Annotated in this window: 17 protein-coding genes and 1 pseudogene; 15 read left to right on the top strand and 3 right to left on the bottom strand. The window is 58.5% G+C overall.

Going from position 1 to position 19,383, the window contains the following annotated elements; all coding sequences use genetic code 11:
- Window positions 1–6: 6 nt before the first annotated feature.
- The 11 genes from H7850_RS11470 to H7850_RS11420 all read left to right on the top strand — a co-directional run bounded on the left by H7850_RS11470 (window position 7) and on the right by H7850_RS11420 (window position 11,065).
- Entirely contained in the window at window positions 7–1,134 is a 1,128-nt protein-coding gene (locus tag H7850_RS11470; RefSeq protein WP_227369675.1) for a beta-ketoacyl-ACP synthase III, read from the top strand.
- Window positions 1,131–1,871, top strand: a complete 741-nt coding sequence (locus H7850_RS11465) for a VacJ family lipoprotein (RefSeq protein WP_227369674.1) — start codon at window positions 1,131–1,133, stop codon at window positions 1,869–1,871. Before H7850_RS11470 ends, H7850_RS11465 begins: the two co-directional genes overlap by 4 nt.
- 13 nt (window positions 1,872–1,884) lie before the next feature.
- Window positions 1,885–3,063 (top strand): PP2C family protein-serine/threonine phosphatase, encoded by a 1,179-nt coding sequence (locus tag H7850_RS11460; RefSeq protein ID WP_227369673.1) that lies wholly within the window; start codon window positions 1,885–1,887, stop codon window positions 3,061–3,063.
- Window positions 3,050–3,568, top strand: a complete 519-nt coding sequence (locus H7850_RS11455) for an STAS domain-containing protein (RefSeq protein WP_227369672.1) — start codon at window positions 3,050–3,052, stop codon at window positions 3,566–3,568. The genes H7850_RS11460 and H7850_RS11455 overlap by 14 nt, the downstream gene beginning before the upstream one ends.
- Window positions 3,569–3,765: 197 nt before the next feature.
- A complete protein-coding gene (locus H7850_RS11450) occupies window positions 3,766–4,953 on the top strand; it encodes a Bcr/CflA family multidrug efflux MFS transporter (protein ID WP_227369671.1) in 1,188 nt (395 codons plus the stop codon).
- A gap of 143 nt (window positions 4,954–5,096) precedes the next feature.
- On the top strand, window positions 5,097–6,122 hold the full coding sequence (locus H7850_RS11445; protein WP_227369670.1) for a PstS family phosphate ABC transporter substrate-binding protein: 1,026 nt from the start codon (window positions 5,097–5,099) through the stop codon (window positions 6,120–6,122).
- A gap of 99 nt (window positions 6,123–6,221) precedes the next feature.
- Window positions 6,222–7,478, top strand: coding sequence for a phosphate ABC transporter permease subunit PstC (gene pstC, locus H7850_RS11440; RefSeq protein ID WP_227369669.1), 1,257 nt, complete (start codon window positions 6,222–6,224; stop codon window positions 7,476–7,478).
- Window positions 7,479–7,497: 19 nt separating this feature from the next.
- Window positions 7,498–8,664, top strand: a complete 1,167-nt coding sequence (gene pstA / locus H7850_RS11435) for a phosphate ABC transporter permease PstA (RefSeq protein WP_227369668.1) — start codon at window positions 7,498–7,500, stop codon at window positions 8,662–8,664.
- Window positions 8,665–8,701: 37 nt separating this feature from the next.
- Window positions 8,702–9,583 (top strand): phosphate ABC transporter ATP-binding protein PstB, encoded by an 882-nt coding sequence (pstB, locus tag H7850_RS11430; protein WP_227369667.1) that lies wholly within the window; start codon window positions 8,702–8,704, stop codon window positions 9,581–9,583.
- A gap of 49 nt (window positions 9,584–9,632) precedes the next feature.
- Window positions 9,633–10,271 (top strand): ATP-binding cassette domain-containing protein, encoded by a 639-nt coding sequence (locus H7850_RS11425; protein WP_227369666.1) that lies wholly within the window; start codon window positions 9,633–9,635, stop codon window positions 10,269–10,271.
- Window positions 10,262–11,065 carry an ABC transporter permease gene (locus H7850_RS11420; protein WP_227369665.1) on the top strand — a complete coding sequence of 268 codons (804 nt, stop codon included), beginning with the start codon at window positions 10,262–10,264 and terminating at the stop codon, window positions 11,063–11,065. Before H7850_RS11425 ends, H7850_RS11420 begins: the two co-directional genes overlap by 10 nt.
- Window positions 11,066–11,112: 47 nt before the next feature.
- On the opposite strand, the gene H7850_RS11415 is transcribed toward H7850_RS11420, so the two are convergent.
- On the bottom strand, window positions 11,113–12,300 hold the full coding sequence (locus tag H7850_RS11415; RefSeq protein WP_227369664.1) for an acetyl-CoA C-acyltransferase: 1,188 nt from the start codon (window positions 12,298–12,300) through the stop codon (window positions 11,113–11,115).
- A 256-nt stretch (window positions 12,301–12,556) separates the two neighbouring features.
- Here H7850_RS11415 and H7850_RS11410 point away from each other — a divergent pair, with 256 nt between their 5' ends.
- Window positions 12,557–14,215 carry an AMP-binding protein gene (locus H7850_RS11410; protein ID WP_227369663.1) on the top strand — a complete coding sequence of 553 codons (1,659 nt, stop codon included), beginning with the start codon at window positions 12,557–12,559 and terminating at the stop codon, window positions 14,213–14,215.
- A complete protein-coding gene (locus H7850_RS11405) occupies window positions 14,215–14,976 on the top strand; it encodes an SDR family NAD(P)-dependent oxidoreductase (RefSeq protein ID WP_227370014.1) in 762 nt (253 codons plus the stop codon). Before H7850_RS11410 ends, H7850_RS11405 begins: the two co-directional genes overlap by 1 nt.
- A gap of 110 nt (window positions 14,977–15,086) precedes the next feature.
- On the opposite strand, the pseudogene H7850_RS18320 reads toward H7850_RS11405, so the two are convergent.
- Window positions 15,087–15,656: pseudogene (locus tag H7850_RS18320) on the bottom strand (AraC family ligand binding domain-containing protein); the annotation flags it as partial.
- A 251-nt stretch (window positions 15,657–15,907) separates the two neighbouring features.
- On the opposite strand from H7850_RS18320, the gene H7850_RS11395 reads away from it, so the two are divergent.
- Window positions 15,908–17,719 carry an acyl-CoA dehydrogenase C-terminal domain-containing protein gene (locus tag H7850_RS11395; RefSeq protein ID WP_227369662.1) on the top strand — a complete coding sequence of 604 codons (1,812 nt, stop codon included), beginning with the start codon at window positions 15,908–15,910 and terminating at the stop codon, window positions 17,717–17,719.
- A 122-nt stretch (window positions 17,720–17,841) separates the two neighbouring features.
- Window positions 17,842–18,918 carry an AI-2E family transporter gene (locus tag H7850_RS11390; RefSeq protein WP_227369661.1) on the top strand — a complete coding sequence of 359 codons (1,077 nt, stop codon included), beginning with the start codon at window positions 17,842–17,844 and terminating at the stop codon, window positions 18,916–18,918.
- A 101-nt stretch (window positions 18,919–19,019) separates the two neighbouring features.
- Here the strand turns inward: H7850_RS11390 and trxA are convergent, their stop codons facing one another.
- Complete coding sequence (gene trxA / locus H7850_RS11385; RefSeq protein ID WP_227369660.1) at window positions 19,020–19,343, bottom strand: thioredoxin; 324 nt, start codon at window positions 19,341–19,343, stop codon at window positions 19,020–19,022.
- Window positions 19,344–19,383 lie beyond the last annotated feature (40 nt).

Genomic DNA, 19,383 nt, shown 5'->3' with positions numbered 1-19,383 from the left:
GAGCCAATGACACATGCGGTGATTACCGGCACGGGGCTTTACACCCCGGAGCATGCCATCGACAACGACGCGCTGGTAGCGTCTTTCAATACTTGGGTCGATAGCGAGAATGCGCGCCACGCGGAGGCCATCGAGCGGGGCGAACGTGAGCCGTTGGCGCATTCCAGCACGGAATTCATCGTCAAGGCCTCGGGTATTCACAGCCGCTACGTGCTGGATGCCGAGGGTATTCTCGACCCTGAGCGCATGCGGCCTCGTTTGCCGCAACGTGCCAACGACGAACACTCGATCCAGTGCGAGATGGGCTTGGCGGCGGCTCGGGAAGCCCTGGACCGGGCCCAGGTTGCGGCCAGTGATATCGATCTGGTCATCGTTGCCTGCTCCAATCTCGAGCGCTCCTATCCGGCGGTTGCCGTGGAGTTGCAGGCGGCCTTGGGCGCTGGGGGTTATGCCTTCGACATGAACGTAGCCTGCAGTTCCGCGACCTTTGCCATCGAAACGGCCGCCAATGCCGTGGGTAATGGCAGCGTGAAACGGGCGCTGGTCGTCAATCCGGAAATCTGTTCCGCGCATCTCAATTTTCGCGACCGGGATAGCCATTTCATCTTCGGTGATGCCTGTACCGCCATCGTCATCGAAGCCGACGACGTCGCGATTGCGACATCGCGCTTCGAGATTCTTGGAACCCGCCTGGTAACCCGTTATTCGAATGCCATTCGTAACAACGCCGGCTTTCTCAATCGAGTAACCGACAGCGATCCTCTTGCCGAAGACAAGCTGTTCGTACAGGAAGGGCGTCGGGTATTCAAGGAGGTATGCCCGATGGTGGCGCAACTGATCATCGATCATCTGGCGTCCTTGCAGATGACCGGCGATCAGCTTACGCGCCTGTGGCTGCATCAGGCCAACCGCCATATGAACGACTTGATTGCACGGCGGGTACTGGGCGCAGACCCGACTCCAGGGCAGGCACCTATCATTCTCGATCGCTATGCCAATACCAGCTCGGCAGGATCGATCATTGCACTGCATTTACATCACGACGATCTGGCGGATGGCGCCTTGGGTGTCGTGTGCTCTTTTGGTGCCGGTTACAGTGCCGGCAGCATTATTTTACGTAAGGCAAAGAAATGAAAAATCATAGTAAGTTATTGACAGGTCTAGTAATGGGGGCATTGCTGACCGGCTGCGCCAGCCAAGGCGCGCAGCAGGAAAAACCCGTCGACCCTTGGGAAGGGTTCAACAGAAAAGTATTCGCTTTCAACGACACCCTTGATCGCTATGCGTTGAAGCCGGTTGCTAAGGGCTATGACACCATCACGCCGGACCCGATCCAAACCGGTGTAGGTAACTTCTTTTCCAACCTGGGAGAGCTGCGCACCGTTCTTAACAGTGTGCTGCAGTGGAAGTGGAACAATGCCGGAATCGCGTCGGGGCGTTTTCTGGTTAACACGACCCTGGGGCTAGGCGGGGTGCTGGATCCTGCCAGCCGCATGGAGTGGATGGCGAGAGAAGAGGACTTTGGCCAGACGCTGGGGGTATGGGGCGTAGCCGAAGGTCCTTATGTCGTGCTGCCGCTGCTCGGCTCGAGCACCGTGCGGGATACCTCGGCACTGCCGGTAGACTGGTATACCTATCCGCTGACCTATGTCGAAGAAGATAGTGTGCGCTATGCCATACGCGCGTTGCAGCTGGTCAATGTGCGCGCCAGCCTGCTGGAGCAGGAGAAGCTGATCAGTGGAGACCGCTATGTCTTCTTGCGGGATACCTATCTGCAACTGCGTCGCTTCGAGGTGAACGATGGCAGAACGGGAGACGACCCGTTCGCAAGCGATGACTTCGATTTCAATGACAGCGACTTCGCCGACTAGGATAGAGGCCACCATGGCTCGCTCGAGCGTTCTCATCGCGATTCTGGATCTGCCCGGCAGCGAACGTGACGCCTTGGCGCAAATGATCGCTACCCAGGGTTTCGATGTCATCGTGCCGGAAGATGACCAGGCACTGCCCGCCGAAGCGGCGCTGGTCGTCGCCCATGTGCGAGCGGTAGAGAGCGGGCAATGGCCCTCATTGATCGAATGGTGGTCCGTCATTGCCGTTGCGGACGCCCAAGCGGATACCGAGCTCGAAGAGGCGTTTGCTGCAGGAGTGCGTGAGTATCTGCTCGAGCCGTTGCACCATGCTGCACTGCTGGAGCGTCTGATCGTCAACGCGCTGGCTCGTCATGCCGCGGACGCCCGGCAGGTGCAGGAGTGCGCGGATCTGCTGGAACAAAACGACGTTCTCGAGACCCACCTGGCCATGCTGCGCCTCGACCAGCAGTCCGGGGGGCAGATACAGCGCAAGCTGCTGCCGGCAATGTCGCAAACGATCAATGGCGTGCAATGTACGTACTCGTTGACCCCGTCGCTTTATCTTTCCGGCGACTTTCTAGATTTTCAGCGCATCGACGAGCGCTACAGCGTTTTCTATTTCGCCGATGTGTCAGGTCATGGCGCCTCGTCCGCGTTCGTGACGGTACTGCTCAAGTATCTTTGCAACCGTTGGCTTCAGGAGCGAGGCAACGAGGCACCGTCATCCTTGCCCTCGATATGGCTCAAGCAACTCAATGATGAGTTGTTGGATACCGGCATCGGCAAGCATGCCACCGTGTTTGTCGGCGTCATCGATCGTGAACTACGCTATCTCCACTATTCTTTGGGTGCGCAACTGCCCATGCCCATGTTGATCAGCAAGGCGGAGCTAGTGACACTGGAAGGCGAGGGTATGCCGGTTGGCCTTTTTCCCGGTACCGTTTATCCCTCCTACGGCTGTGAGCTACCGGAGAACTTTTGCCTGTGGCTATGTTCGGATGGGGTGCTGGAATGCTTGTCTGGCAATAGTATCGAGCAGCGTCTCGACGAGTTGCACGCGCGAATAATTCAATGTTCCGACGTACCGGCCCTGCGGGTGATGCTGGGAGTCAAGGCAGCCGATCCCGAGAGCGGTAATTCGGAGCATCAGTCTCTTCCGGATGATCTGACCATTATGAGGCTAAGCGGATTCGATCATGATAACTCATGAAGGGCGGCTGAAAGCGGCTTTCGATGATGGCGTGTTCGTTCTCAAGCTATGCGGCGACGTTCGCTTGACCCTGTGCGCCACGCTGGACAACCAGGCCCAGCGCCTCGCGGCTACGCCGGGGCTCAAGAGCGTCATCATCGATTTACGTGAGGCATCCAACGTGGACTCCACCGCGCTGGGCTTTCTTGCGAAAGTCGCCATCGCGGTTAAAGGACGCATCGAGTACCCTCCGACAATCGTGGCGGATCATCCCGATATACGCCGGCTACTTGATGTCATGGGGTTTGCGCGCTATTTCATTTTGACATCTTCTTCTATCGACGAACCCGAAGAGTTGAAGGATCTGCCTCGGGTAGAGGCCGATAAGGAGGAACTGCAGCAGCGTGTTCTCGAATCCCATCGCATTCTAATGCGCATGAGTGAGCACAATCGCAAGGAGTTTCAACCCTTGGTGGAGCTACTCGAAGCCGAGGAGATCAAGTCGACTCATGGCGCGCCACACTGACAAGCCTCGCCAGCAAGTACCGACTGGCAGGCCGACCTCCAAATTAAATGGCACGGCCTTGTGCAATAGAGCACCCAGGGGTTCCAGACAGCGGAAGCGATAAGCCATCGCTTCCGTGGTTCTGCTATCATCCTCGATCCTCTCATTCGTCATTGTCATGTCGCTGACGGCGCCATTTAGGCACTACAAGGAAGCTCATGCAGAAAGTGGATCCTCGGCGTATCGCGCTGCTGGTGGCAGCCAATACCGCCCTGGCGCCTTTTGCCATCGATGCCTATCTGCCGGCGATTCCGGCCCTGGCCGAGGCCATAAATGCGAGCGTGCATCACACCCAGCTGTCGATCAGTATTTTTCTGGCCGGGTTCGCTCTGGGGCAGTTGGTGTTCGGACCGCTCTCCGATCGTCTGGGGCGTCGGCCGATACTGTTTACCGGCATCAGCGTGTTCGTGCTGGCCAGTCTGGCCCTTACCCAAGTCGAGACCCTTGAAATGCTGTGGCTGCTGCGGTTCGTGCAGGCTCTAGGCGGTGGGGCGTCAGTGGTCAATTCCGCAGCTATCGTGCGGGACTGCTTCAGCGGGCGCGAGGCGGCCAAGGTGTTGTCTACCATGGTCATGATCATGCTGCTGGCGCCTCTGATCGCACCGGCGCTGGGTAGTTTGCTGCTCTATCTGGCGGACTGGTGGTCGATTTTCGTCTTTCTTGCGATGTATGCGGGCTTCGTACTTTGGCTGCTCAAGCGTTATCTGCCGGAAACCCGGGGGCGCGATCCCGATGCGCCGGGATTCAGCCAGGTGCTGAACAACTACCTTGCCGTGTTACGCCACCGGGAGGCGATGGGCTACATCGGTGCGGTGGCCATGTCCTTTGCGGGGATGTTCGCCTTCATCACCGGTTCGCCTTTCCTGTACATGGAGTATTTCGGGCTTTCGCCGGCGGTCTATCCCTTCGTTTTCGGCGCCAACGTCATCGTTATGGCGGGCTCGAACCGGCTCAACATTCGCCTGCTCAGATATAGCTCTCCTCAGCGCAATCTGTTGCTGGGGCTGGGAGTGCAGTTGGCAAGCGGGCTACTACTGGCAGCGGTTCTGCTGCTCGGACTGGGGTCGCTCTACGTGGTGGCGCCGCTGATGATCGTCTTTGTCGGCATGCAGGGCTTGATCAGCCCCAATGCCATGTCGTCGATGCTCGATCATTTCCCCAGAATGAGCGCCACCGCCACGGCGCTGCTAGGCAGCATCCAGTTCTCCTGCGGAGCGCTGGCGGGGGTGCTGGTAGGAATCTTCGAGGTCTACAGTGCCTGGCCCGTGGTGCTGGTGATGTTGGGAGCCACCGTCCTTGGCAATCTGGGGGTGCGGGTGTTGTGTGGTAAGGCCTTGCGCAACTAAGAAAACGCTTCTCCAGGTAGCCTTGGAAGCACACATTTATCGCCTTCGTTCTCTTCTCTTTGTTCCTGTCATGAACCTGTCATTTTTCCTTGGCATCCTGTGTCTTGCCAAGGTTGATCACGCTCATCGACAGGAGTTAGCGCATGAATCGCATCTTCAGGACAACCGCTATCGCCGCCGCCGTATTCAGTGTCGCCGGTGTCGCCCAAGCACGGGACCAGATGCGTATCGTCGGTTCCAGCACCGTCTATCCGTTCGCCAGTTACGTTGCCGAGGAGTTTGGTGCCACTACCGACTATCCAACCCCGGTGATCGAGTCCACCGGCTCCGGCGGTGGTCTGCGACTGTTCTGCAACGGGGTCGGCGAGGGGACGCCGGATATCACCAATGCCTCTAGACGCATGAAAACCTCGGAATTCGAGCGCTGCCAAGAGAACGGCGTGACCGACATTACCGAGGCCAAGATCGGTTATGACGGCATCGCCTTCGCGCAGTCGAACAGCAACGACTCCATCGACGTCACCCGGGAGCAGCTCTTCATGGCCCTGGCCGCCAAGGTGCCCCAAAGCGGTGATGAGAATGGCGAACTGGTCGACAATCCTTACAAGAAGTGGAGCGATATCGACGCCTCCTTGCCGGATCGTGAGATCGCTGTCTATGGTCCGCCCACCACCTCCGGTACTCGGGACGCCTTCGAAGAACTGGTCATGGAAGCCGCCTCGGAAGATATGGATGCCTACGGCGGCGAAGTTTACACCGACATTCGTTCCGATGGCGCCTATATCGATGCGGGCGAGAACGACAACCTCATCGTGCAACGCCTTTCCGAGAATACAGATGCTTTCGGTATCTTCGGTTACTCCTTCCTCGAAGAAAATGCCGATAGTTTGAACGGCGCTTCGATCGATGGCGTAGCCCCCGAGCCCGAGGCGATCAGCTCCGGTGAATACCCGGTATCACGCTCGATGTTCTTCTACGTGAAGAATCAGCATGCCGATGAGGTGCCGGCGATGTATGAATATGCCGATCTGTTCATGAGCGAGCAGATGATCGCGCCGATGGGTTATCTACAAGGACTGGGGCTGATCCCGCTGCCGGAAGAAGAGCGTCAAGCCGAGCGCGACGCGGTGAAGGGTAAGGAAACGCTTGAGCTTTCTGCGCTGAAGTAAGCGCTTCTGGAAGTCACAGGATGGGCCGATAGCATTTGCTATCGGCCTATGCCGAGATAGGGTCCTGTTGATTTTTGGGTTCATCACACGAGAGTTCTGATGCCGATCAACCAAATTTATCTGCTGTTTTCTGCCGTACTCATCTTCCTGGGATTGGCGGCCTTTTTTCTGGCGCGTGCCCGGGCCTCGCATCTTCGTACCCATGGTACGGCGATGGCCGCTCAACCTGACCAATACGCCTGGTTTTCGGTACTGAGCACCGCCGGCCCCGCGCTGTTGGTGGCCGCCTTGGGCGCCTTCGTCCTGCTGCTTCTCGGAGCGGACATTCCCACGCTCTATCTGCTTGGGGCCAGTCTGGGGGTGGCCGTTATCGGCTTGCTGATTGGTCTTTCCCAGGTGCGTCCGGATTTTCACGCGCGTCAAGCCATCGAGAGGGTGATCCGCACTATTTTGGCAGCGGCGGCAATGGTCTCCATCGTGACGACCCTGGGTATTCTGATCTCGATCGTGTTCGAGGCAGTTCGCTTCTTTCAAATGCAAAGCTTCTGGGAGTTCATTACCGGTACCACTTGGGCACCGGGCAATAGCTTCCTGGCCGCTGCCGGACGCGCCGACGAAGGTGCCAGTGCGGCCCAGTTCGGGTCGGTGCCGCTGTTTGCCGGTACCTTTCTCATCACTCTGATTGCCATGCTGGTAGCGATCCCCATCGGCCTCATGGCCGCCGTCTACATGGCGGAATTCTCTCCGGCTCGAGTGCGCACCCTGGCCAAGCCGGTACTGGAAGTGCTCGCGGGTATTCCCACGGTGGTCTACGGCTTTTTTGCCGCCATTACCGTGGCGCCGATCATCGTCGATGTCGCAGGTTTCTTCGGATTGGATGCCTCCTTCAATAATGCCCTGGCCCCGGGCATCGTCATGGGCATCATGATCATTCCGTTCATCTCGTCGCTTTCCGACGATGTGATTAACGCGGTGCCGGATAGCATGCGCGAAGGCTCCCTGGCATTAGGGATGACCAAGGCGGAGACCATCACCAGCGTGGTCTTGCCTGCCGCCATTCCCGGCATCATCTCCGCATCCCTACTGGCGGTCTCCCGGGCCCTGGGGGAGACCATGATCGTGGTCATGGCCGCAGGCATGCGACCCAATCTGACCGCCAACCCGCTGGAGGACATGACCACGGTGACGGTGCGTATCGTTGCCGCCTTGACTGGGGATCAGGAGTTCGAGAGTGCCGAAACCCTCTCTGCGTTTGCCCTGGGGTTGGTGCTGTTCGTGGTGACCCTGGTGCTGAACATGGTCTCGGTGATCATGATTCGTCGCTTCCGCGAAAAATATCGCTCCAACGAACTATGAGAATGCAAAGGATGACCCCATGAGCCAATCCTTCGACGAGATCACCGCTCAGCTCAAGCGTCGCCATCACAAGACGGCCCGACTGAAATGGCTCTCCATGGGAGCGCTTGCGCTGGCGGCGACCTTTCTGGTGGTGTTCATCAGCGACATGCTGGTGAAAGGCTTGCCGGCGTTTCAACAAGCGCAGATCCAGGTAGAAGTCACCTACAGCGAGCAGAGCCAGAAGATGCCGCCGGCGGCGGTGAACGAGGATGTACGGCGTCTGGTGAGCCGAGGTTTCCTGCGCACTTTGCCCATGAGGATGCGGGACAACCCGGATTTGACGGGCACCACTCGCATGGAGTGGGCGCTGGCGGATAGTGCGGTGGATCAGTATCTCAAGGGCCACCATACGCGACTCAAGGACGATCAGATGGTCGTCATCGACGATCTGCTGGCGAAAGGGCAGGTGGAACTCAGGTTCAATACTCGCTTTTTCACCGCCGGCGACTCGAAGATGCCGGAGCTTGCCGGCATTGCCTCCGCGGCGGTGGGTACGGTGATGACGCTGATCGTGACCATGCTGGTGTGTTTTCCCATCGGCGTGATGACGGCGGTGTACCTTGAAGAGTTCGCCACGGACAACTGGCTGACCCAGATCATCGAGATCAATATCAATAACCTGGCGGCAGTCCCATCGATCCTGTTTGGCCTGTTGGGCCTGGCCATCTATATCAACTTCTTTGGCGTGCCGCGCTCGACCCCGCTGGTCGGGGGGCTGACCCTGGCCTTGATGACGCTCCCGGTGATCATCATTGCCACGCGAACCGCCTTACGCAGCGTGCCGGACACCATTCGTCAGGCGGCCTTCGGGGTCGGCTGCTCCCGTTGGCAGGTAGTGCGGGATCATGTGCTGCCATTGTCCTTTCCGGGCATTCTTACCGGCTCGATCATCGGTCTGGCCCAGGCCATGGGCGAAACCGCACCGCTGATCATCATCGGCATGGTGGCCTTCATCCCCGACGTAACCGCCTCCTTTACCGATGCCGCCACGGTGATGCCGGCGCAGATATTCACCTGGGCCGGCGAGCCGGATCGCGCCTTCGTCGAGAAGACCGCCGGCGGCATATTGGTTCTGCTTGCCGTGCTCATCTCGCTTAATGCCACCGCAGTATGGATGCGCAAGAAATTTGAACGGCGCTGGTAAGCATCCTCCATATTCATGACTTGACCAGGAAACTCTTATGCTCAACGAACAGCTTGCCAATCGAGAAGCCGACCCCGCGGAGCTCTCGAAGGAGTCGGTGTCTAAGCCGGCACAGCCCTCGACCCAGGGAAACCCCGTCAATATCAACGAGGATGCGTGTCACGAGTTGAGCATCCGCGTGCGTGATCTCAATCTCTGGTATGGCACCAATCAGGCGTTAAAGAACATCAATATCGATGTCTATCAGCACAACGTTACCGCGTTGATCGGCCCTTCCGGTTGCGGCAAGTCGACCTTTCTGCGGTGTCTCAATCGCATGAACGATCTGATTCGCAGCGTCAAGATCGAAGGGCTGGTGGAGATGGACGGACGAGATGTCAACGATCCCAAGATGGACGAGATCGCCCTGCGTCGGCGGGTGGGCATGGTGTTCCAGAAGCCCAATCCGTTTCCCAAATCGATCTATGAAAATATCGCCTACGCGCCGCGCATGCATGATCTGGTGAGCCGTAAGGCGGAACAGGATGAGTTGGTGGAACAGGCGCTACGCGCCGCCGGGTTGTGGAACGAAGTCAAGGATAAGCTTCATCAGCCGGGCACCTCACTCTCCGGTGGTCAACAGCAACGGTTATGTATTGCCCGAGCGATTGCGGTGAAGCCGGACGTGATCCTCATGGATGAACCAACCTCGGCGCTGGACCCGATATCGACGGCGACCATTGAGGATCTGATGGACAAGCTCAAGCAACAGTTCACCATCGTCACGGTGACCCACAACATGCAGCAGGCGGCGCGGGTCGCGGATTACACGGCGTTTTTCCATCTCGGTGAGCTGATCGAATACAACGATACGCGGCTGATGTTCTCCAACCCCCATACCAAAAAGGCGGAGGACTACATTACCGGGCGCTATGGTTGACTCCAAAGTTGCTATGCTCGCCCTACACGGGCGAGTCCATGGGGGAGGAGTGGCCACAAACGAATCCTTGCGTCTCGATGGAGTGAGTCTGGACGATCTTCTGGTCCCGGTTCACTTGACAGTGGCACCGGGCGAAATTGTCTGCCTCTCTGGAGCCAGCGGCTCGGGCAAGAGCCGAATGTTGCGTGCCTTGGCGGATCTGGAGCCTCACGGCGGCGAGGTTCGGCTAGGTGAAGAAGAGCAGTCCAGCATGGTGGGGCATCTTTGGCGTCGAGCTGTCATGCTGGTGCCGGCGGAGAGCCACTGGTGGGCGGATAGCGTTGGCGAGCACTTCGCCGACGAGCCGGATATCTCTGATATCGAAGCGCTGGGCTTCGAGCGCACGGTGCTGGAGTGGCAGATCAGCCGGCTCTCCTCCGGGGAGAAGCAGCGCCTGGCGCTGCTGCGTGCATTGTGCCGGAAACCTTCGGCTCTGCTGCTCGACGAACCCACCGCCAACCTGGACGAAGCCAACGTGCATCGCGTCGAGGCTTGGCTCACGTCACGCATTCGCCAGGAAGGCTGGCCGGTGCTCTGGGTCGCCCATCATGGCGCTCAGATTGCTCGCGTTGCCGATCGTCATTTGCGTATCGAGGCGGGGCAACTGGTGAACAGCACGGCAAACGAAGAGGCGAGCCCATGGACGTGATCGCACTCTCCTGGTGGCAACTGGCACTGGCGGCGCTGCTGGTCGTAGCGTTGGCCGGCTGTATGACGGCAGTCCGTCTGGGCATGAGCCGGAGCCTGCTGATCGCCGCGGCGCGCACCGCGATCCAGCTTGCCCTTGTCGGCCTGGTGCTGGAGGCTCTGTTCGCCTCGGCGCAACTCCATTGGGTGGCGTTGATGGCGTTGGGCATGTTGTTGATCGCCGGTCGCGAGGTGATGGCGCGCCAGAAGCGCCGCCTGCGCGGCGGCTGGGCTTTTGGCATCGGCACCCTGGCGATGTTTCTCTCCTCGTTTACCGTTGCGATATTGACCTTGACCGTGATCATCGGTCCGGAGCCCTGGTATCAACCGCAGTATGCCATCCCGCTGCTCGGCATGATGCTCGGCAATACCATGACCGGGGCGGCATTGGCCCTGGATCGTCTGACGGATACCGCTTGGCGTCAGCGCGGTGTGATCGAGAATCGCCTAATGCTTGGCCAGCCTTGGCAGGAGGCGATCGGCGACATTCGCCGTGAGGCGATGCGTAGCGGTCTGATGCCCATGATCAATGCCATGGCCGCCGCCGGGGTGGTCAGCCTGCCGGGCATGATGACCGGTCAGATCCTCGCCGGCACCGCGCCGGCTTTGGCGGTCAAGTATCAGATCCTCATCATGTTCACCATCACTTTGGGCACCGGATTCGGCACCCTGGCGGCAGTAGCGGCGGGCAGTCGCCGACTGTTCGATGGCAGGGAGCGGCTGAGGCTAGATCGTCTGTCGGTACCTCAGTCATGAAAACGCCCGCCTTCCGGTAGATAAGGCGGGCGTCGGTGCAGCGACGATCAGTCGATCAGTTCGACCGCCACCGCCGTCGCCTCGCCTCCCCCAATGCACAGGCTGGCGATGCCGCGCTTGCCACCACGCTGGCGCAGGGCATTGAGCAGGGTGGCGATGATCCGCGAGCCAGTGGAGCCGATCGGATGACCCTGAGCGCAGGCGCCGCCGAACACGTTGACCTTGTCGTGTGGGATGTCGTGGTCGTCCATGGCCATCAAGGTAACTACGGCGAAGGCTTCGTTGATCTCGAACAGGTCGACATCACTCGCTCGCCAGTCGAGTTTTTTCAGTAGCTTGTCGATAGCACCCACCGGGGCGATGGTGAATTCGCTTGGATGCTGGGAGTGGGTGCTATGGCCGAGAATGCGGGCAAGGGGCCTGGCACCCTCGCGCTCGGCGGCCTCGGAGCTTGCCAGGATCAAAGCCGAGGCGCCATCGGAGATGGAACTGGCATTGGCGGCGGTGATGGTGCCGTCCTTGGCAAAGGCCGGGCGCAGGCCGCGAATCTTGTCGAGCTTGGCCTGGAAGGGCTGTTCGTCGCGCTCGACGACGCTTTCGCCGGCGCGGGTGGTGACCGTGACCGATACCATTTCGCCGCTCAGCTCGCCTTTCTCGTGAGCCGCCATGGCACGCTCGAGAGAAGCTATGGCGAAATCGTCCATGCGCTCCCGAGAATAGCCGCGCTCATCCGCCACCTGCTGAGCGAAGGCGCCCATCAGTTTGCCGGTCTCGGCGTCCTCCAGACCGTCGAGGAACATGTGGTCCTTGAGTTCGCCGTGGCCGAGACGATAGCCGCTGCGGGCCTTGGTCAGCACATGCGGTGCATTGGACATCGATTCCATACCGCCGGCCAGCAGAATGTTGCCGCTGCCGGCGCGAATCAGATCGTGAGCCATCATGGTGGCCTTCATGCCGGAACCGCATAGTTTGTTGATGGTAGTGGCGCCGATGCCATCCGGAATGCCGGCCTTGCGCATGGCTTGGCGTCCAGGCCCTTGCTTGACCCCGCCGGGCAGCACGCAGCCGATGATGCCCTCGTCTATGCTGCTGGCATCTATGCCGGCACGTTCGATGGCGGCGCGGATGGCGGCTGCCCCCAGCTCCGGGGCGGTAAGGCTGGACAGGCTGCCGAGCATTCCACCCATGGGCGTGCGGGCGCCGGAAAGAATCACGACATCGGATGAGGCGGTCATGGTGTTCTCCTAAAAAAGATGAACGGTAGAGCAATGCTGGATTGAATAAAGACAAGCAGTGTCTTTAGTGAAGCCTTCTTGACGACCTTGTGCAATGGATTGCGGTACTGTTTATCCCTTGGTCTAAAGACGCGACGGGCATGTTCCCTTGTGCCTTTGCAACACTCTGGCTAGGGTTTACCGAGGCACCCGGGTCGGGCAAGCTACAGTCAATATTGGTTGACGTTTACGTTAACGAAAAACAGGGAGTCGAACAATGACAACAGTACCCAAGGATTACGCATCCTATATGGATCGCTTCTCGATCGATGAGACAGTGGCCCGGCTGGATGATCATCAGGATGGAAAGCTGAATGCCTTCGATGCCTGCTGCGCCCGCCACCTGCGCGAGGGCAATGGCGAGCGTATCGCTTTGGTACATGAAGACACCCAGGGTGGGGTGACTCGCTGGAGCTATGCGGAACTGGAACAGGCCAGCGCGCGCCTGGCAGGGTGGTTGCAATCGGCAGGCCTTGGCGCAGGGGATCGTATCGCCTGCATGTTGCCGCGCACGCCTGAGTTGATGATTGCGGTGTTGGCGACTTGGCGTATCGGTGCCGTCTATCAGCCCTTGTTCACCGCCTTCGGCCCCGATGCCGTGGATTTTCGACTGGCCCGAGCGGGTGCGCGTCTCGTCATCACCGATCAGGCAAACCGGCATAAATTAGATGATCTCAGCCAGTGCCCACCGGTACTGCGTATCAGCGACGCTGACAATGAACATAAGGAAGATCTCGATTGGAAAGCCGCCATAGCGCATCCGGCGATAGAAACAGAGCCGCCACGACTCGATCCTAGCGCGCCTTTCCTGCAGATGTTCACCTCTGGCACCGTGGGCAAGCCCAAAGGGGTGGCGGTGCCTTTGTCGGCGCTATCCGCCTTTGCCCTGTACATGGAATTGGCCATCGATCTGCGGGTGGAGGATCGCTTCTGGAATATGGCGGACCCGGGCTGGGCCTACGGGCTCTACTACGCGATCGCAGGTCCGCTGTTGTTGGGCGCCACCACGCATTTTTGCGAGACGGCCTTCGATGCTCAGGGCGCGCTTGATTTCATGATCAAGCACGGGATTACCAACTTCGCCGCTGCCCCCACCGCCTACCGTTTGATGAAGGCCTCAAACCTGTTCGATGAGGCAAAAGACAAGCTCTCGCTGCGGGTAACGAGTTCCGCCGGCGAACCTTTGAATACCGAGGTGGTGAGTTGGGTCGAGGGCGCGTTAGGTTGCCCGGTAATGGATCACTATGGCCAGACCGAAACCGGCATGACCTGCTGCAATCACCATGCCCTTGAGCATCCAAAACCGGTAGGGGGAATGGGCACGCCATTGCCGGGTTATCGCCTCGCGGTATTGGATGCGGAATACAATGAGCTGCCGGTAGGGGAGCCCGGTGTGCTGGGGGTGGATATCGCCGCTTCACCGGCGCACTTCTTTCCCGGCTACACCTGGCAGGAGAAAGAGCCTTTTGCCGAAGGCTATTATTTGACTGGCGACGTGGTGGTGCGTGAAGCCGACGGCACCTTTTGCTTCGCCGGCCGTAACGACGACATCATTACCACCGCCGGTTACCGGGTCGGGCCGACCGACGTGGAGAACTCCGTCATGGCCCATCCCGCCGTGGCGGAATCCGCGGCGGTGGGCAAGCCGGATTCAATCCGGGGTGAGGTAATCAAATCTTACGTGGTGCTCCGCGATGGTTTCGAGCCGAGCGAGGCATTGGCGGATGAAATTCGCCAGCGGGTGCGGGATCGCCTGTCGTCTCATGCCTATCCACGAGAGATCGCGTTCGTCGACACCCTGCCCAAGACCCCCAGCGGCAAGATTCAGCGCTTCAAGCTGCGTGCCGAAGCCGCCGACGATAAGGAGACATCGTGATGCATGTGCAGGAGCGCAATTTTCTGATTACCGGGGCCGCCTCGGGGCTAGGCGCGGCCACCGCGGAGCGCCTGGTGGCCAGTGGCGCCAAGGTGGTGCTGTGTGATCTGAGTGACGCTGTCGAGGCCGTCGCGACCCGATTGGGGGACTCGGCGCTGGCCTGCCAAGGCGATATCACCAGCCCCGAGGATATGCAGGCCGCCGTGGATCATGCTGTCAATCTGGGCGGATTGCACGGTGTGGTGCACTGTGCCGGTGTGGTCAGCGTGGCCAAGTTACTCGACCGGGAAGGCAACCCAGCAGATCTCGAGGCCTTTGCAAAAACGATCAACATCAATTTGATTGGCACCTTCAACGTGCTGCGTCTGGCCGCCGCCGCCATGGCCAAGAATCCGCCGGAAGGCGAGGACGGGGAGCGCGGTGTCATCGTCGATACCGCCTCGATTGCCGCCTTTGATGGCCAGGTGGGACAGGCCGCCTACAGCGCGTCCAAGGCGGGTGTTGCCGGTATGACGCTGCCCCTGGCGCGCGAGCTTTCGCGCCAGGGCATCCGGGTGATGACCATCGCCCCGGGGGTGTTCGAGACACCGATGATGAGCGGTATACCCGAGGAGGCGGTGGCATCACTCTCCGCGGCGGTACCGTTTCCCAAGCGGTTGGGAAAGGGCGCGGAATATGCTGCACTGGCGGAGCAGATCGTGACCAACACCATGCTCAATGGCGAAGTGATTCGTCTGGATGGCGGTATTCGTATGCAGTGATCTTTCTTCTCTACGCGCAAATGCGCATTTTGTTCAATACGGCCTCGGATGGCGTGCCCGCGCCGGAGTCTGGCCAGGCCGTACTGCACACGACGATTGGTCAGATAGGCATGAGGCGTCATGCCGTAGCGGCGTTTGAAGGCACGAATCAGGTGAGACGGCGACATCTCCGCGGCGCTGGCAATCATCTCGAGGGTCAAGGCCTCGACACAATGCTCGGAAATGAATTCGGCGGCGCGGCTGACCTTTTGATTCTCAGGCCAGGAGATGATCGAGGCGGGACGTGATCGTTGCTGGAGGGTCGAGAAAAACTCGATGGCAGTGCTGTGTTTGTGCAAGACATCGCTGTCTTGATCGATAAGCGTTGCATAAAGATGGTTCAAGCCGCGATAAAGCAGCGGATCCCTAGTGGCCACCATCGAGAAAGGCTGAAAATCCCCACCGTGGCTGAATCCCAGAGTGCGCTGTAAATCGCCAAGCCAGGATGTATCCACATAGAACATGCGATATGACCAGGGTTGGTTTTCGGTGGGATTGCAGGCATGAACCTCTTCCGGATTCATCATCACGACCGAGCCTTCCGCAACCGTCTGACGTGTGTTTCCGTTCAGATAGGTACTGTGTCCGGCAGTGATTACGCCGATAGAGAAGGTCGTGTGGGTATGTTTGTCGTAACACACACGCCGACCATCCTCCACGCCACGAGCCTCCAGGAAAGGTAGCTGGTCATCGCGCCAGAAACGAATGCCCGTAGCGTCTTCGTTTTTCACTCTGTTTTCCTTTTTGGGCTATGACGAACAGCATAGCCTTTGCGCAAACAACCGCCTAATTCAAACGAACGCTTGACTTGACTCGATGGCTGACATAATTTCAAACGCACGTTTGATAGTGGTGCGGCAACCACTATGCCGTTCATTCAGGAGTGTTCATCATGCCCGATTACCAGGCCCCACTACGAGATATGCGTTTCGTCATGGACGAAATGTTGGCTTATCCAGATCATTACGCCCGTATTGGCAAAGGCGACGATGCTTCGCCGGATCTCGTCGCCGCGATTCTCGAAGAGGGCGGACGTTTCGCTCGCGACGTGCTGTTGCCACTCAATACCAGCGGCGATCACGAAGGCTGTCACCTGGAAGGAGGCGAGGTCAGAACACCCAAGGGGTTCAAGCAGGCCTACGCCCAATACGTCGAAGGCGGCTGGCCTGGGCTGTCGTCCGATCCCGAACATGGTGGGCAGGGCCTGCCGGCGTCATTAGGCATGGCGCTTTCGGAGATGATCTGCGCCAGCAACCTGGCCTGGGGTATGTATCCGGGGCTCTCCCACGGTGCGGCTGATGCATTGCGTCATCATGGTACCGACGAGCAGAAGAGTGCCTATCTGACCAAACTGGTGGAGGGCGTCTGGACCGGCACCATGTGCCTTACCGAACCCCATTGCGGTACCGACCTGGGATTGATCAAGACTCGGGCTATTCCGACCGACGACGGCGCTTATCAGGTCACCGGTACCAAGATCTTCATTTCTGCCGGGGAGCACGATCTTGCAGAGAATATCGTGCATCTGGTGCTGGCCAAGCTCCCGGATGCACCGGAAGGCTCCAAGGGCATTTCGCTGTTCGTCGTTCCCAAATTCATGCCAGACGCCGAAGGGAATCCCGGCGAACGCAATGGCGTCACCTGTGGCTCGCTGGAGCACAAGATGGGCATTCACGCGAATGCCACCTGCGTGATGAACTTCGACGAGGCCAAGGGCTTTTTGGTCGGGCAGCCGCATAAAGGCTTGGCTTGCATGTTCACCATGATGAACGTGGCGCGCATCGGGGTCGGCGTTCAAGGGCTGGGGCTGATGGAGGCGAGTTTCCAGAACTCATTGGTCTATGCGCGAGATCGCCTGCAGATGCGAGCCTTGTCCGGCCCCAAGGCGCCGGATAAACCCGCCGACCCGATCATCGTGCACCCGGATGTACGACGCATGCTGCTAACCCAGAAGTCGCTGGCGGAAGGCGGACGCATGCTGGTGATGTATACCGCCCAGCTGGTGGATGTCACCGAATATGGTAGTGATGCCGCGGAGCGTGAGCGCGCCGAAACATTATTGGGATTGTTGACCCCTATCGTGAAGGCTTTTCTGACCGAGTTGGGTTTCGAGGCGACTAACGAAGGTATGCAAGTGTTCGGCGGGCACGGTTTCGTTCAGGAGTGGGGAATGGAGCAATTTGTCCGCGACGCCCGTATCACTCGGCTCTACGAAGGCACGACCGGTATCCAGGCCCTGGATCTTCTCGGTCGCAAGGTGTTGATGAGCCAGGGGGAAACCCTGAAAGTGTTCACTAAGGAAATTCACAAGTTCTGTCAGTCCGAGGCCAATAACGCCGGGCTCAAGGAGTTCATCGAGCCACTTTCCAAACTCAATGCCGAGTGGGGCGAGCTGACCATGGCTGTGGGCATGAAGGCCATGCAAGACCGTGAAGAGGTGGGAGCCGCCAGCGTCGACTATCTGCTTTATTCCGGCTATGTCACGCTTGCTTATCTATGGGCGCGTGCGGCGCGTACAGCCGGTCAAGCACTGGCAACCAGCATTGGTGAGTCGGCGTTCTATCAGGCCAAGCTGGATACGGCACGCTTCTATTTCCAGCGTCTCTTGCCGCGGACTCGTGGTCATGTCGATATGATCCGTGCCGGTGGGGAATCGTTGATGGCCATGCCTGCAGAGAACTTCGGACTAGGTTTCGAAATATAGTATCCTCAAAGAAGACGGTGAAGAGGTGGGTGAAAACCCACCTTTTTTGTTCGTATTCGACAGACCAGTGCAGCACCGTCTTGTCATCATGATAATGAAGGTACAGCGCCAGGAAGGCCTCCATGCAAAACGATATAGAAGAAGACGTTAGACGGGATATACCGCTCAATCTGCTGGTAGGGTTGGCATCCTTGGTAATCATCATTGCCGGCATGAAGTTGGGGGCTGCTATACTGGTGCCGCTCATCCTTTCATTGTTCATTGCCGTCATCTGCAATGCGCCGGTTCAGTGGTTACATAAAAAAGGCTTGAGTAAGCAGATATCGGTATTGATCACCCTGGTGATCTTTGGTCTTGTTGTGATGATGTTGAGCATACTGCTGGCCGGCAGCATGGCCGCTTTTATGCAAGCAATACCCGAACTCAAGAAGGAGTTGGTGGCTCAGTACTATCTGTTCATAGGCTGGGCGCCAGGCCTGAGTGGCTATCTTCAACCGGGGACCATCTCCCAGTGGCTGGATTTTTCGACTCTTTCGCAGTTCATTCCGTCGTTGCTCGAAAGCATCGGTACGCTATTGTCCCAGAGCTTATTGATCGTTCTGCTAGTAGGTTTCATGCTCTTCGAGACGTTGAGCTTTCGCACCAAGATTGCCATCGCTTTGGAAAATCCGGCACCTAGTCTGCGTCGTTTCAATGAATTCAGCTACAACTTGAGACACTATCTGGCGGTCAAGACGCTAATCAGCCTGGTCACTGGTGTTCTTATTTTTATCGCCTGCTGGGCCACGGGATCCAGTTTCCCTCTGCTGTTCGCCACGCTGGCTTTCCTACTCAATTTCATCCCCAATATCGGCTCGGCGCTGGCTGCGATACCCGCAGTATTTTTGATGCTGGTGACGCCGGATGGCGGGGCCGCGCAAGCAGGTCTTTTAGGGCTGTGCTATCTATTGGTCAACTTCATCATGGGCAACCTGATCGAACCGCGAGTCATGGGCCAGACATTGGGTCTGTCCACACTGGCAGCCTTCATGTCATTGGTGGTGTGGGGGTGGATATTGGGGCCAATCGGCATGCTGCTGGCGGTGCCTTTGACCATGACTTTGAAGATCGCGCTCAACAGCCACCCAAATACCATCTGGCTGGCCAGGATGATGGGCGGAAAGCTCGGGCGTAGACACGATCGGGGAAACGCTGCGTAAAGTAGTTGATGGTATGACTATCGGGTAGCGCTGGAAATTGAATCGCCCTGGCAAGGCAGGGCGATTTAATAGCATCAGCAGGCATCGTCGAATGCGGCAGTTCAGGCGTTTTGTTCGATGAACTGGGACAGCTGAGACTTGGACTGGGCGCCTACCAGCGAGGCCACCTTGGCGCCGGATTTGAACAGCATGACCGTAGGAACGCCACGAACGCCGTGTTCAGCGGCGATTTCTGGTGCATCGTCTACATTGACGCTGACAACCTTGATTTGTTCTTTCTTTTCGTCGGCGACTTCCTCGACCACTGGCGACATCATCTTGCACGGCCCACACCAGGGTGCCCAGAACTTCAGCAGAACCGGCGTCTCGGCATTGAGCACTTCCTGCTCGAAATTGGTGGCGGTAACGTCAATATTATTAGCCATAAAACTCTCCAGATTTCTTGCGCCGTCATTAGCGGAATAA

This window comes from Halomonas sp. M20 (genome assembly GCF_020622265.1).
Taxonomy (GTDB): domain Bacteria; phylum Pseudomonadota; class Gammaproteobacteria; order Pseudomonadales; family Halomonadaceae; genus Modicisalibacter.
This window is presented reverse-complemented; position numbering and strand designations above follow the sequence as displayed.